The sequence below is a fragment of the Streptomyces sp. NPDC001858 genome (assembly GCF_053594615.1).
In genome coordinates, this window is sequence record NZ_JBSFEV010000017.1 from 1 (window position 1) to 13470 (window position 13470).

Consider the following 13470-nt stretch of genomic DNA (forward strand, 5'->3'; position numbering starts at 1 on the left):
CTCGCTGTCGTCGACGTCGCTCCGGTGGAAGTCGACGTCCCGGTCGTCGATCCCCTTCGCGGCCGCCGCCGTCAGGACGTCTCGAAAGCCGCCCGCCACCGCCTACCGGGCCACCGGCGGGCGGCTAGCGGTCGGCGTCCAGTGGCTCCAGTTCCTCGTCCTCGATGTCGTCCACCAGGTCCTCGTCGCCGTCCTCGTCGCCGTCGTCGCCGTCGTCGGCGTCGTCGTCGTCGAGTTCGTCGAAGACCGAGCTCACGTCGAAGCGGCAGACCACGCGCCCCGGGTCGACCTGGTCGAAGGGCGTCTCCAGCCACTCGCCCGGTTCGGCCGGTTCCTCGGCGGCCAGCACCCACAGGGTGGAGTCGCCCTCCTCCAGGCCGAACTCCTTGTGCCGGGAGGCGATCTCGTCCGCCTCGAACTCGCCGAACAGGATGCCCAGCGCCCCGTGCACGGTGCCCGCGACCTCCGCGCCCGCTCCGTCGTCGTCCGCCGCCTCCACCCGCTGGGCCTGCGCCATCAGCCGCTGCGGCTCCGCGACGGCGTAGTCGCGGCGGATCAGCACGCTCAGCGCGTTCGGCTCCTCGGGGCCCTCGTACGGCGGCAGGGAGTCCTCCGCGCCGGGGATCTCGAAGGGCGTGACCTCGTCGTAGCGGTCGTAGAGCAGTTCGTCGTAGACCTCGGCGGCCGCGGCCAGCTCGTTGAACGCCTCGTATACGGCCGGGTCGTCCTCTCCCGTCCTGCGTTCGACCGCCGCCAGGTGGCGGTCGAGCGCGGTCTTGACCGCCTCGGCGGCGGCTCGTACCTCGGCAGCGGTGGGCTGCGCAGCATCAGACATAGTGCAGACGCTATCCGTACCGGGCCCCAGCCCGCACAATAGATGCGATGCCGGAATACGAATTTGTCGACGTCTACGTGCCGCGCGGGGTCTCCCGCAAGGAGGCGACACGACTGCTGACCGACCATGCCGAGTACGGACACTGGGAGTTGGACCGCCTGAGTCTGCTGCGTGACGGCAGCCGCAGGGTGCGGTTGCGCCGGCGCATCATCCGCCAGGTGCGTGCCACGTGGTGAGATGAGACGAAGAACGGAGCGGGCCCCGCCGAGGCGGGGCCCGCTCCGTCGTGTGGGGCGTGCCGTGCGCGGTTACGCGGAGGCGCGCGCCTTGCGGTAGATCAGCGCGCCCGCGAGCAGCGCGCCCGCGCCGGCCGGCAGGGCGAAGCCGATCGGCAGTTCGCTTCCGGTCTGCGCGAGCTGTGCGGCGTGGGCCGGGGACCGGTGGGCGGAGGAGGAGCCGGCCGGCGTCACCTGATCCGGGGTGGACGGCACGCCCTGGGGTCCGGACGGGCGGGACGGGTTGGACTGGCCGTGCTCGCCCGGCTTGCCGGGGCCCTGGTTCCCGGGCTCGCCCGGCGCCTCGGGGCCGCGGGAGGGCGGCGTGTGCGCGCCGGAACCGCTGTCGTTCGCGCAGTCGTTGCCCATCGACGGGTTGAGGATCCCGACGACGTCGACGCTGTTGCCGCACACGTTCACCGGCACGTCGACGGGGGCCTGGACGTGGTTGCCGGAGCCGACGCCGGGCGATCCGCCGGTGTGCCCGCCCGCGTGCGCGCCCCCGGAGCCGCCGTGCGTCCCGGAGCCGCCGTGACCGCCGCCATGGCCCCCGCCATGACCGCCGCCGTGGTTGCCGGTATGGCCGCCACCGCCGCCCTTGTCGTCGCCGTAACCGCCCGACGACGCCCTGCCCCCCTTGTTGGCGCAGGAGTTGCCGAAGCTCGGGTTGAGCGCCCCGACGACGTCGACGGTGTTGCCGCAGACGTTCACGGGGACGTTGACCGGCGCCTGCACCGAGTTGCCCGACAGGACGCCGGGCGAGTCGGTGGCGGAGCCGTTCGCGGCGGAGTCGGCGTGGGCGTAGCCGCCTGCGGCGGCGATCACCCCCGTCGCCGCCGCCACGGTCATGAGGCTTTTGCGGGTGACCTGTCGCATTGCTGAATCCCTGCTCTCAAATCTCTTCCGGGAGAAAGACCGGTCGGCCCCGGAGCGCATGGCGTGCGCTCCGGGGCCGACGGCGAAAGACGACCCCTCAGCGGGTCGACGTCACTTGTTGATGCAGGTGTTGCCGAAGGCGGGGTTCAGCAGCCCGATCACCGAGATCGTGTTGCCGCAGACGTTCACCGGGATGTTCACGGGAACCTGAATCACGTTGCCGGACGCGACACCCGGGGAGTGCACCGCGGCACCCTGGGCGCCGGCGTCGGCGACGGCCAGGCCCGCTCCCGCGAGAACCAGCCCACCAGTGGCAGCCGCAGCAGCGACGACCTTCTTGATCATTATTCCTCCTTGTTGGCAAAGCGACCCCAAGCAGCGGATCGCATCACCAGTAACGAGGCGGAATTAATGGGGCTACGCGCTTATCGGCGCATTCACTCTTCCCAGTCATGCCCGTACAGGCGGCCGATTTCAGGACGCGTCGATGAAGCGGTCGAGCACCCGCACCCCGAACCGGAGCCCGTCCACCGGGACCCGCTCGTCGACGCCGTGGAACATCCCGGCGAAGTCCAGCTCCGGCGGCAGCTTCAGCGGGGCGAAGCCGAAGCCGCGGATGCCGAGGTCGTCGAAGGACTTGGCGTCGGTGCCGCCGGAGAGCATGTAGGGGATGGCCTTCGCGGTCGGGTCCTCGGCGAGCAGCGCGGACTGCATCGCCTCGACCAGCGCCCCGTCGAAGGACGTCTCCAGCGCCTTGTCGGAGTGCACGTCCTCGCGGCGCACCTTCGGGCCGAGGATCCGGTCGAGGTCGGCGAGGAACTCCTCCTCGTGCCCGGGCAGGAACCGTCCGTCGACGTGGGCCGTGGCCTCGCCCGGGATGACGTTGACCTTGTAGCCGGCGCCCAGCTGGGTCGGGTTGGCGGTGTTGCTGAGCGTCGCGCCGATCAGCTTGGCGATGCCGCCGAGCCGGGCGAGCGTGGACTGCATGTCCTCGGGGTCCAGCTCGAGGCCGAGGGCGTCGCCGAGCTCGTCGAGGAAGGCGCGGGTCGTCTTGGTCACCCGCACCGGGAAGGTGTGCCGGCCGAGCCGCGCGACGGCCTCGGACAGCTCGGTGATCGCGTTGTCCCGGTGGATCATCGAGCCGTGCCCGGCGGTGCCGGCGACGGTGAGCTTCATCCAGTGCATGCCCTTCTCGGCCGCCTGGATGAGGTAGAGCCGCCGCTCCTCGCTCACGGTGAACGAGAACCCGCCGACCTCGCTGATCGCCTCGGTGACGCCCTCGAACAGGTCGGGGTGGTTGTTCACGAGGTGCCGGGCGCCGTACAGGCCGCCGGCCTCCTCGTCGGCGAGGAAGGCGAGGACGATGTCGCGGGGCGGCTTGCGCCCGGAGCGCAGCCGGTCGCGGACGACGGCCAGCGTCATCGCGTCCATGTCCTTCATGTCGACCGCGCCGCGGCCCCACACGCAGCCGTCCGCGACCTCGCCGGAGAACGGGTGGTGGGTCCAGTCGACCGCGTTGGCCGGTACGACGTCGAGGTGGCCGTGGATGAGCAGCGCGGGCCTGGACGGGTCCTCGCCCTCGATGCGGGCCACGGTGGAGGCGCGGCCCGGGTGGGACTCGAAGATCTTCGATTCGAGCCCTACCTCGGCGAGCTTCTCGGCGACCCACTCGGCCGCCTTGCGCTCGCCCGGTCCCGAGTGGTCGCCGTAGTTGCTGGTGTCGATCCGGATCAGCTCGCGGCAGAGGTCCACGACCTCGTCCTCGCCGGTGACGCCCCTGGCCGTGTCGTCCGTCGCGCTCACTGAAGGTTCCTCCCGCTGTCACTGCTGGTGGGTCCCACTCATCCTCCCTCTCCCCCGGGCCGAGGCCCAAGACCGCTGCCCGCCCGTCACACGCAGTTAACGCGGGGCGTGGTCCCGGGGCGTCCTCGCGGGACGGCCGCCCGTGATCGGGCACTCCGGAAAGCCTGGTAATGTTTACGACGTCGCCGCGGGGGAAACCCCGCACGGCACACACCCTGTCCGGGTGGCGGAATGGCAGACGCGCTAGCTTGAGGTGCTAGTGCCCTTTATCGGGCGTGGGGGTTCAAGTCCCCCCTCGGACACTGGATCGCAGATCCGAACGTATCCGCTTGTGCGGGTCGAGCTGAGGCTCGGCCCGCACAAGCTGTTTCTGCGTGGTCTCGACCGGTCACCGTGCTCGACCGGAGCGCAGCGCGGACACATTTCTTCCACTCGCCCTTCCTACGCTCACGCCACCGTAAGGCCGTAGCCGTGTGAGCGAAGGAGCGACGCATGCCGTATGCCGTTGTCGACAGCACCCGGATCTTCTACACCGACGAGGGCGACGGGCCGGGGACCCTGCTGCTGGTCCACGGTGCGCTGTGCGACTCGCAGGACTGGTCGATGCAGATCGGCCCGTTCACCGACCGGTACCGGGTCATCGCCCCGGACCTGCGCGGCCACGGCCGGTCCGAGGACCATCCGGTCGCGCACGATCCCGACGCGATGGCCACCGATCTCGCCGTGCTGCTCGAACGGCTCGGCACGGGGCCGGTGACCGTGGTGGGTCACTCCCTGGGCGCGTTGGTGGCCTCGGTGCTCGCGGTGGAGCATCCCCACCTCGTCCGTGCCGTGGTCGCGGTCGATCCGGCGTACGGCTTCGACGAGGAGTACGCGGCGGGCGTCATCGAGGGTATGAGCGGCGCGGATCCGCTGGGCCTGGCGGTGGCGGTGCTGAGCGGTTCGGAGGGGCCCGGGTCGGGGGCGCCGACCCCGCGATGGCTGTCGCACTGGCACCGCCGCCGGGCGTTGAGCGCCACGCCCCAGGTGGTCCGGGACGTCTTCATCGGCACGTTGGAGGCCTGCCACCGGGCGGCCGTGCGTCCCGCCGCCGAGGAGTACCTCGCCCGGCGGTCCTGTCCCGTGCTGACGGTCTCGGCGCGTGCCTCGCTGCGGGCCAAGGGCCTGGACGCCGAGTGGGACAAGGCGGTCAGCCCGCACCCCGCCAGCGCGGCCGTGGTGCTGGACGACGTCGGCCACTGGTTCTTCCAGGAGCGCCCGGAGGACTTCGACGCCCTGGTTCTGGAGTGGCTCGCGGGCCTTCCCACGGCCGGACCGGTACCGGCCGTGGGAGGCGGCGGCCTCGGGTAGGCGGGTCGGGGGAGGTCGGCAGCGCCCTGAAGGGGCGCGGGTGCGCGACCAGCCACGACGGCACATCGCGGCACTTCCAGCGGTGCGCTCAGCGGCGGCTCCGCGCGGGAGTGGTCGTCAGAGGCGGAGCCGTTTGATCATCGCTTCGGCCAGGTCGAGCAGTTCGGCGGTCGTGGTGGCCGTCTGCTGGAGGTCGATCAGCACCTCGTCCGCGCCCGCTTCGGCCGCGCCGAGGAGGTAGTCGGTGATCTGGGCGACCGTTCCCCGGGTCGGCGCCTCCTCCGGCGGGGCCTCCTCGGCGGTCACCGTCGGGTTGACCCGCAGGACCATGCGGAGCGCGTCCGCGTCGCGGCCGGCGGCCTCGGCGGTCTGCCGGATCGTGTTCCACATCGCGGTCAGATAGGGGACCGGCATGCCGACCGCGAGCCAGCCGTCGGCGCGGCGGCCGATCCGCTCCAGGGAGGCGGGGGAGAAACCGCCGAGGAGGATCGGGGGGCGCGGACTCTGCACCGGCTTGGGGCCGATGTGCGAGGCCGGGATCGTCCAGCGTTCGCCGTCGTGGCGGACGGTCCCGTCGGTCCAGACGGCCTCCGCCACGTCGAGCCACTCCTCCAGGCGGCCGGCGCGGTTCTCCCACGGCACGTCGACGGCCCGGTACTCGTCGCGCAGCCAGCCGAGTCCGATGCCCACGTCCAGTCGTCCGTGGCTGATCACGTCCAGCGTGGTGAGGGTGCGGGCGAGGAGGACCGGAGCGTGCCACAGCGCGTTGAGGGTGCTGGTGCCGAGCCGGACGCGGCGGGTCGCGCCGGCGGCCAGGGTGAGGACGGCGAGCGGATCGAGGAAGGTGCGGTACTCGTCGGGCATGGTGCCGTCCCCGCCGGGGTACGGGTCGCTCGGCTCGTGCGGGGTGAGGATGCGGTCGGAGGCCCACAGGCTGTCGAAGCCGAGTTCCTCGGCGGCCGTGGCCACCTCCACGATCGCCTCGGGCGTCGCGAACAAGCCGTACTGCGGTACGGCGATACCTATGCGCATCTCGGGAACTCCTTGCGGTGGAAGGGCGGAACGGGGTGGTGGGTCAGAGCTCGGCCGCTGACGACACGGCCGCGATCCGCGGCGCCGGAACCTCGTCGCCGAGGGCCGACAGCCTGGTGCGGATCTCGCGGGCCGCCGTCGGGTCGGTGCGGGCCAGGAAGCGCAGCGCGCGCTCCCAGACCGTGCGGGCCGATCCGGAGTCGCCGGTGGCGAGGTAGGTGTCGCCGAGCCGGCACAGCGTCCCGGCCTCGCTGAACGTGTCGCCGACCTCGCGGTAGAGCCGGAGCGCGCACTGGTAGGCGGCGAGGGCCCGCGGGTGTTCGCCCAGGCGGTGGCGGGCGATGCCGAGGCTGTCCCAGGCGCCGGCCTCGGCGTACCGGGTTCCGTCGTGGCCGGCCAGGCCGGTCAGGGACTCCTCGAAGTAGGCGGCCGCCCTGCGGTGTTCGCCCCGCGACAGATGGGTCCGGCCGAGGGCGTGCAGCGCGCTGGTCTGCGCGATGCGTTCGTCGAGGGCCCGGTAGAGGGCGAGCGCCCGGCCGGACGCGTCGAGGGCTCCGTCGTGGTCGCCGAGCCGGTCGAGCAGCCAGCCGTGGCTGCGGTGGGCGTGGGCGAGGCCGAGCCGGTCGCCGAGCTCGGCGAACAGGTCGAGGGAGTGCCGGACCTGGGTCCGGGCCTCGTCGTGGCGCTCCAGGCGGGCCGAGGCGCGGGCCAGGCCGCGGTGCAGATGGGCCTGTGCGGTGCGGTGGCCGTCGCGGACGGCCGCCTCCAGACCGGCGCGCTGGAGTGCGGCGGAGTCGTGCCAGTGGCCCTGCCGGTCCATGAACCGCTCCAGGGACCAGGCCAGGCCCCAGACATGGGCGTCGTCCCGGCGTGCCGTCGCCCGCTTGGCGACGGCGCGCAGCACCTCCGACTCGGCCGTGTACCAGCGCAGCGCCTGCGCGTCGTCGGCGAAGGTCTCGGGGCGCGCCCCCTGGGCGGCCGCGGGCAGCGGGTTGAGCCGCCAGAACGGCGAGTAGACGTGGCAGGCGGCGTGCGCGGAGTGCAGGTAGTGGTCGAGGAGACGCCGCACGACGGCTTCCCGCTCGCCCGCGCCGTCCTCCTCGACGGCGCGTTCGCTCGCGTAGGTGCGCAGCAGGTCGTGGCAGACGTACCGGCCGGGCGCGTGCTCGGTGAGCAGATGGGACCGGGTGAGCTCGGCCAGCAGCCGGCGGACCTCGTCCGGGCGGTCGCCGGTGGCGGCCGCGGCGGCCGGCAGGGTGGCGTCCGGGCCCGGGTGCAGGGACAGCAGGCGCAGCAGCCGGGCCGCGCCGGGGCTCAGCGCCCGGTACGACCAGGAGAAGACCGCCCGTACGTCGCCTGCCGGGTCCGCGTCGGTGAACGCGTCGAGGCTGCCGTGGGTCGTGCGCAGTTCGTCGGCGATCGCGGCGAGCGGGAAGTCCGGGTGGGCGGCGGCCCGGGTGGCGACGACGGCCAGGGCCAGCGGGAGGCCGGCGCACCGGGCGACGATCTCGTCGACGGCGGCCGGTTCGGCCTGGACGCGGTCGGCGCCGAGGCGGCGGGTCAGGGACTCGCGGGCCTCGGCGTCCGGCAGCCGGTCCAGGGCCAGGGGGCGCGCGGCCTCGGCGGTGACCAGGCCGAGGAGGCGGTCGCGGCTGGTGACGACGACCAGGCAGCCGGGGCTGCCCGGGAGCAGCGGGCGCACCTGTTCGGCGTCGCGGGCGTTGTCGAGCACGATCAGCACCCGGCGTCCGGCCAGCAGGCTGCGGTAGAGCCCGGTCTGGGCGTCCGGCTCGGCCGGGATGCGCTGCGGAGGCACCCCGAGGGCCTCGATGAAGCCGCGCAGGGCCTGCCCCAGGTCGGTCACGGCTCCGCCCGGGTCGAAGCCGCGCAGGTTCAGGAACAGCTGTCCGTCCGGGAAGCGGTGGGCGATCCGGTGCGCCCAGCGCACCGCGAGCGTGGTCTTGCCGATTCCGCCCATGCCGCTGATCACGGCGATCCGCATGCCCGGGGTCTCGGTCGCCGACGTCTGCGCCACCTGGGCGAGTTCGGTCCGCCGGCCGGCGAAGGCGGGCAGGTCGGCGGGGAGTTGGGCGGGCCGGACGAAGGGATCGGGGGGTTGGGGCGCCGCGTCCGCCGTGCGCAGCCCCGACGGCTGCGTCCGCCCCGGCGCGTCGGGCACCACGAACAGGCGGGCGGCCGCGGTACGACCGCCCGGGGACGGCGCGACGGGCTTCGTCCGCCCGGCCGTCGCGGAAACGGACGTCGTGGGGGCAGGCGTCGTCGGAGCGGACGCTCTGGGGGCGGGCGTCGTGGGGGCGGGGGTGCCCTCGCGCAGGACGTCGCGTTGTGCGGCGCGCAGTTCGGGGCCGGGCTCGACGCCCAGTTCGGCGACGAGCCCGGCGCGTATCCGCTGCCAGGTGTCGAGCGCTTCGGCCCGCTGGCCGGTGGCGGCCAGGACGCGCACGAGGCGGGCCTGGAGCTGTTCGTCGAGCGGATGCTCGGCGGCGGCGCGGTGCAGGACGGCGAGCAGGCGTCCGGCCGAACCCGCCGCCAGCAGCACGTCGGCGGCCTCCTTCACCACCGCGAGGTGCTCGCGCTCCAGCGCGTTGAAGGCGGGGTGGGACCGCGCCTCCACCGGGACGCCGGTGGCGACGGCCCCGGTGCGCAGGTTGAGTGCCTCGACGTAGAGCGGCACGGCGGATTCGGACGAGCCCGCGGCGGGGCCGCGCGTCCGCTCGGCTTCCCTCGCCCGCCGTACCAACTCCCGGAAACGCAGTACGTCCAGGGTCTCGGGGGACGCGTTCAGCCGGTAGCCGCCCGCGTCCCTGACGAGCCACTTGCCGGGCGCCCGGAGCGGCAACCCCGGCTCCAGCAGCCGGCGCAGCACTCCGATGTGCCGGTACACGGCGTTCGTGGGCGAGCCCGGCGGCGCCTCGCCCCAGAGTGCCTGCTGCATCTCCTCCATGGGCACGGGCCGCCCCGCGTGCGCCATCAGCAGGGCCAGCAGGAGGCGTTGCTGGGCCGCCCCCAGCCGTATCTCCCCGTCGTCCTGCCAGACCCGCACCGGCCCCATGACCGCGAACCGCATCGTCACCATTATCCTTGTATGCCCCGTGTGTACGTCGTCCCCGTGTACCGCCCGTCTTCGCTCAGGCGGACGGCAGCCCGTCGATCCAGCCCAGTACCAGCGCGTTGAACTCGGCCGGCCGCTCCTGGAACAGCCAGTGGCCGACCCCTTCGAGCACCACGGACGCGCTGTGCGGGTGCCGGGTCAGGTTCTCCTCCCAGTCCCCGTCTATCCCCTTGGCCTTGAGGGAGTCGGCCGCCGACAGCGACAGCACCGGGCAGGTGCGGCGCGCCAGGTAGGCCTCGACGCCCGGGCGCACGGTCAGCGGGGTGGCCGCCTCGTCGAACAGGCCCTGGAAGACGTCCCGTACGGTCATCGGGTCCATGGCCAGGACCCGCCTGCGGTGCTGGACGCGCAGGGCCTCCGCCTCGGGTCCGGCCTCGGCGGTGTTCTCCAGGCCGCCGAGGACCGCCGCGGCGGTGCCGACCGGGTCCGGGACCCGGAAGGCGGCGGCGAGCTGCGGGGCGAACTCCGCCTCGAATCCGTACGCGGGGTCCACCGCGACGACGGCCCGCACCAGGGACGGGTACTCGACCGCGAGCACCGAGGCGACGAGCGCGCCCAGCGAGTGCCCCACGACGACGACCGGCCCGGCGTCGACGCTGTCCAGGAGCTCCGCCAGGTCGGAGGCGAAGTCGCGCGGGCGCTGTCCGCCCGTCAGCCCGGAGGACCGGCCGTGGCCGCGCAGGTCCGGCGCGATCACCCGGTGGCGCGCGGAGAACGCGCCGATCTGCGCCGACCAGTCGTGCGAGTCGCAGGTCGCGCCGTGCACGAGCAGCACCGTCTCGCCCTCGCGGTCCGCCGCGGGCCCTTCGACGGTGTGGAACAGCCGGTTGCCGTTGATCATGTTGTACGTCACTGAAGAGTGCTCCTTGCTCCTCGGCGGCTCATGGACTCTCCTGGCCGCTCGAAGGTGGCGGGAGCTTAGGCAGGACGCAGTGGACGAAGTGTGCCTGGCTTGTGAACGGGGCTGTGACCAGGGCGGCAGGCGGGGGCGGGGGCCGATGACGGTCGATCTTGCGCTGCACCTCGGCCGCCGCGACGGGGTCGAAGTCCCGGAAGGCGTCCCGGGCGCGCCGCCAGGCGCCGAGCGCGTCCCCGGGGTGGCCGGCCGCGAGCCGGGCGTCGCCGAGCCGGTCGCGTACGCAGGCCTCGTTGTAGAGGTCGCCGACCTCCCGGAACAAGGCGAGTGCGCGCTGATAGCAGGTCACCGACCGCTCGTGCGCGCCGAGTTGGGCGTGGACGTGGCCGATGGCGTCCCAGGTGTATCCCTCGGCGAGGCGAATGCCGAGTTCCTGGAACAGGGCGAGCCCGCGGTGCGCGAGGGTGAGCGCGCGGCGGCCGTCGCCCAGGCAGGCCTGTCCCCAGGCCGTGGCGACGAGCACGTCGGCCTGTCCCCTGCGCGCGCCCGAGGCCTCGTACAGGCCGAGGGCGGGCGCGAGTTCGTCGAGGGCGTCGGCGTGCCGGCCCTGGCGGGTCCGCAGGGCCCACAGGGAGATATGGGACTGGGCCCGCTGGTCGACGTCCCGGGCCGATTCGTCGAGCGAGGCGCGGAGATGGCCGAGGGCCTCGTCGTCGAGCCGCAGCATCATGCAGGCGCGGCCGAGCGCGCGGTGGGTCTGGGCGAGGGCGACGGGGTCGTCGAGGCGTCGGGCGGCCGCGAGCGCGGTGCGTTGCAGGGCGAGGTACTCGGGCCAGTGGCAGCAGCGTTCGTGGAAGCGCTCCAGGGTCCAGGCGAACTGCCAGACATGGGCGTCGAGTCCGTGGTCCACGGCCAGGCGCAGCGCGCCGAGGAGGACCGGCCGCTCGGAGGTGAGCCAGGCCAGGGCGGCGCTCTCGTCGGCGAGCGGCTGCGGTCGTACGGACGGCAGGGCCGGCTCGGCCGGTGCGACGGGGGTGATGACGGACGTCGGGGCGTCGAAGAGCAGCGCGGCGGCGTGTGCGGTGTGCAGACAGTGGTCGAGCAGCCTACGGACGGCGGCCCGCCGTTCGCCCGCGCTGTCGGTGGCGTGGACGAGTTCGCCGGCGTACGCGCGCAGCAGGTCGTGGCAGGCGTACCGGCCGGGCGCGCGCTCGGCGAGCAGGTGGGCGTCGGCGAGTTCGGCGAGCAGGATCCGGGTCCTGGCGACGGGTTCGCCCGCGAGGGCGGCGGCTGTCGGCACGGTGAACTCCGGCCCGGGGTGCAGGCCGAGCAGCCGGAAGAGCCGGGCCGCGGCGATCCCGAGCGCCTCGTAGGACCAGGAGAACACCGCGTGGACGTCGGTGGCGGGGTCGGAGTCGCGGAACGCCTCCAGGCCGCCGTGCGCGGCCCGCAGCTGCTCGGCCAGGGTCGCCAGCGCGAACGCGGGGAAGGTGGCGGCGCGGGCGGCGACCATGGCCACGGCGAGGGGCAGCCCCGCGGTGAGCGAGACGATCTCCCGCACCGCGTCCGGCTCGGCGGACACCCGGGCGACGCCGAGCCGCAGGGCCAGCGCGGAGCGGGCCTCGGCGGGCGTGAGCACGTCCAGGGTGAGCGGACGGGCGCCGTCGGCGCGGAGCAGGCCGGTGAGCCGGGCGCGGCTGGTGACGAGCACCGGGCAGCCGGGTGCGCCGGGCAGCAGCGGCCGGACCTGGTCGGCGTCACGGGCGTTGTCGAGCAGCACCAGCAGTCTGCGGCCCGCCAGCAGAGCGCGGTACAGGGCGGCCTGGGCGTCGAGCCCGTCCGGCATGCGCGCGGCCGGCACCCCGAGGGCGTCCAGGAAGCCCCGCAAGGCGGCCTGCGGACTCAGGGGCGGCGCGCTCGGGTCGAAGCCACGCAGATTGACATACAGCTGCCCATCAGGAAACCGATCAGCCACGTCATGCGCCAACCGCACGGCAAGAGCGGTCTTCCCGACACCGGCGGGCCCACCGATGACTCCGATCACGGGGGTGCGGCCGGCGGACGGGGCGAAGGAGGCGGCGGGGTCGGCGGACGGGGCGAAGGAGGCGCCGGGGTCGGCAGCGGGGGCGGACGGGGTGCCGGAGTCGGCGAGCAGGGCCGCAGGCCCACCGGGGTCCGCGGACGGGGCATACGGCGTTCCGGGATCGGCGAGCACGGCCGCGGGGCCGCCGGAGTCGGCGGGGCCGTGAGTGGTGAGCCGGGGCGTGGGGGTGTCGGAGGGGGTGGGTGGGGTGGTGAGTAGGGCTCGTAGGTGGGTCAGTTCGGTGGTGCGGCCGGTGAAGACCGGGATGGCGGGCGGGAGTTGGGCGGGCCGGAGCGGCAGGGGGGCCGGGGTGGGCGGGGGGACCGCGGCGGGGTTCGGGGCGGCCGGTGTTTCCGCGGGGTCCGGGACGGCTGCGCGGCGGGCGGCGGCGATCAGTTCGGGGCCGGGGTCGACGCTCAGCTCGTCGGTGAGCCGGGCGGCCGTCGCGCGGAACACCTCCAGCGCCTGGGCCCGGCGGCCGGTCGCCGCGAGGGCGCGGACGAGCAGGGCCTGAAGTCCCTCGTCGAGCGGGTGGCGGGCCGCGCTGCCGGACAGCGCGGGCAGGACACGGTCCGCCCGGCCGCAGCCGAGCGCCGCGTCGGCCGCCTCGCGCACCACGGCGTCGTACTCGCGGTCCAGTTCCCTGAAGACGGGATGCGGGGCGGCATGGGCCGGGCAGCCGGCGGCCGGGCCGCGGCGCAGCGCGAGCGCGTCCGCGAACACCTCGACGGCCCGCTCCGGATCGTCGCGCCGCAGCGCTTCCCGTGCCGTGTGCACCAGTCGACGGAGGATCAGCAGGTCCACGGAGTCGGGCGGCGCCATCAGCCGGTAGCCGCCGGCGCCGCGCAACAGCAGGCTGCCTTCGGCCCGGTTGGGCAGTCCGGGCTCCAACAACCGCCGCAGCTCGCCGACATGACGGTGCACCATGTTCACCGCGCGAGCCGGGGGCGGGTCCGCCCACAGCGCCTCGACGATCTCCGGCAGCGGAACCGGGGAACCGGCCCCGGCCAGCAGCAGCGCGAGGAGCGTACGGCGCAGCGGCGGGCCCGGATCCACCTCCGCCCCGCCCCGCCAGACCCGCACTTCCCCGAGGACCGTGAACCGCAACGGCATCGGCGACATGAACCCCTCCGCACCCGTCAGCCAGCGGAGGTCATGCTAGGCAGCGGCGGGGCCGCCGCTCACGGGGCAGGACATTCCGGGCGCGGCGCGGCAACGTCTACCTCT

Annotated in this window: 10 protein-coding genes, 1 tRNA gene and 1 pseudogene; 3 read left to right on the plus strand and 9 right to left on the minus strand. The window is 74.1% G+C overall.

All coding sequences use genetic code 11. The annotated features are described in order from the left end of the window. Nucleotides 1–124 precede the first annotated feature (124 nt). Complete coding sequence (locus ACWCPF_RS23365; protein ID WP_451046995.1) at nucleotides 125–835, minus strand: hypothetical protein; 711 nt, start codon at nucleotides 833–835, stop codon at nucleotides 125–127. A gap of 47 nt (nucleotides 836–882) precedes the next feature. Between ACWCPF_RS23365 and ACWCPF_RS23370 the strand changes: the two genes are divergently transcribed. Then, the gene (locus ACWCPF_RS23370; RefSeq protein ID WP_014671721.1) at nucleotides 883–1071 is read left to right on the plus strand and encodes a DUF5703 family protein; all 189 of its coding nucleotides are present in this window, start codon (nucleotides 883–885) and stop codon (nucleotides 1069–1071) included. Nucleotides 1072–1143: 72 nt separating this feature from the next. On the opposite strand, the gene ACWCPF_RS23375 is transcribed toward ACWCPF_RS23370, so the two are convergent. The 3 genes from ACWCPF_RS23375 to ACWCPF_RS23385 all read right to left on the minus strand — a co-directional run bounded on the left by ACWCPF_RS23375 (nucleotide 1144) and on the right by ACWCPF_RS23385 (nucleotide 3789). Then, nucleotides 1144–1986: a chaplin gene (locus ACWCPF_RS23375; protein WP_451046996.1), complete on the minus strand. Its 843-nt coding sequence runs from the start codon at nucleotides 1984–1986 to the stop codon at nucleotides 1144–1146. Between the two features lie 111 nt (nucleotides 1987–2097). After that, nucleotides 2098–2331 carry a chaplin ChpH gene (gene chpH / locus ACWCPF_RS23380; RefSeq protein ID WP_351919830.1) on the minus strand — a complete coding sequence of 78 codons (234 nt, stop codon included), beginning with the start codon at nucleotides 2329–2331 and terminating at the stop codon, nucleotides 2098–2100. A gap of 129 nt (nucleotides 2332–2460) precedes the next feature. Continuing rightward, nucleotides 2461–3789, minus strand: a complete 1329-nt coding sequence (locus tag ACWCPF_RS23385) for a M20/M25/M40 family metallo-hydrolase (RefSeq protein WP_451046997.1) — start codon at nucleotides 3787–3789, stop codon at nucleotides 2461–2463. A gap of 217 nt (nucleotides 3790–4006) precedes the next feature. On the opposite strand from ACWCPF_RS23385, the gene ACWCPF_RS23390 reads away from it, so the two are divergent. Then, nucleotides 4007–4091 (plus strand) — tRNA-Leu (locus ACWCPF_RS23390). Nucleotides 4092–4281: 190 nt separating this feature from the next. After that, nucleotides 4282–5139, plus strand: a complete 858-nt coding sequence (locus ACWCPF_RS23395) for an alpha/beta fold hydrolase (protein ID WP_451046998.1) — start codon at nucleotides 4282–4284, stop codon at nucleotides 5137–5139. A 117-nt stretch (nucleotides 5140–5256) separates the two neighbouring features. Here the strand turns inward: ACWCPF_RS23395 and ACWCPF_RS23400 are convergent, their stop codons facing one another. From ACWCPF_RS23400 to ACWCPF_RS23420, 5 genes and pseudogenes are all read right to left on the minus strand, one after another. Beyond that, on the minus strand, nucleotides 5257–6171 hold the full coding sequence (locus tag ACWCPF_RS23400; RefSeq protein WP_451046999.1) for a TIGR03619 family F420-dependent LLM class oxidoreductase: 915 nt from the start codon (nucleotides 6169–6171) through the stop codon (nucleotides 5257–5259). A 43-nt stretch (nucleotides 6172–6214) separates the two neighbouring features. After that, on the minus strand, nucleotides 6215–9259 hold the full coding sequence (locus ACWCPF_RS23405) for an AfsR/SARP family transcriptional regulator (protein ID WP_451047000.1): 3045 nt from the start codon (nucleotides 9257–9259) through the stop codon (nucleotides 6215–6217). Between the two features lie 61 nt (nucleotides 9260–9320). Next, on the minus strand, nucleotides 9321–10157 hold the full coding sequence (locus tag ACWCPF_RS23410; RefSeq protein ID WP_451047001.1) for an alpha/beta fold hydrolase: 837 nt from the start codon (nucleotides 10155–10157) through the stop codon (nucleotides 9321–9323). A 28-nt stretch (nucleotides 10158–10185) separates the two neighbouring features. After that, entirely contained in the window at nucleotides 10186–10890 is a 705-nt protein-coding gene (locus tag ACWCPF_RS23415) for a tetratricopeptide repeat protein (RefSeq protein WP_451047125.1), read from the minus strand. A gap of 822 nt (nucleotides 10891–11712) precedes the next feature. Beyond that, nucleotides 11713–13365 (minus strand): annotated as a pseudogene (locus tag ACWCPF_RS23420) (BTAD domain-containing putative transcriptional regulator); the annotation flags it as partial. Nucleotides 13366–13470: the final 105 nt, after the last annotated feature.

Excerpts from the sequence above, each read along its gene's own strand:
- ACWCPF_RS23365 (WP_451046995.1), bottom strand. The coding sequence starts at position 835 with ATGTCTGATGCTGCGCAGCCCACCGCTGCCGAGGTACGAGCCGCCGCC.
- ACWCPF_RS23370 (WP_014671721.1), top strand. The coding sequence starts at position 883 with ATGCCGGAATACGAATTTGTCGACGTCTACGTGCCGCGCGGGGTCTCC.
- ACWCPF_RS23375 (WP_451046996.1), bottom strand. The coding sequence starts at position 1,986 with ATGCGACAGGTCACCCGCAAAAGCCTCATGACCGTGGCGGCGGCGACG.
- chpH (WP_351919830.1), bottom strand. The coding sequence starts at position 2,331 with ATGATCAAGAAGGTCGTCGCTGCTGCGGCTGCCACTGGTGGGCTGGTT.
- ACWCPF_RS23395 (WP_451046998.1), top strand. The coding sequence starts at position 4,282 with ATGCCGTATGCCGTTGTCGACAGCACCCGGATCTTCTACACCGACGAG.
- ACWCPF_RS23400 (WP_451046999.1), bottom strand. The coding sequence starts at position 6,171 with ATGCGCATAGGTATCGCCGTACCGCAGTACGGCTTGTTCGCGACGCCC.
- ACWCPF_RS23405 (WP_451047000.1), bottom strand. The coding sequence starts at position 9,259 with ATGCGGTTCGCGGTCATGGGGCCGGTGCGGGTCTGGCAGGACGACGGG.
- ACWCPF_RS23415 (WP_451047125.1), bottom strand. The coding sequence starts at position 10,890 with ATGATGCTGCGGCTCGACGACGAGGCCCTCGGCCATCTCCGCGCCTCG.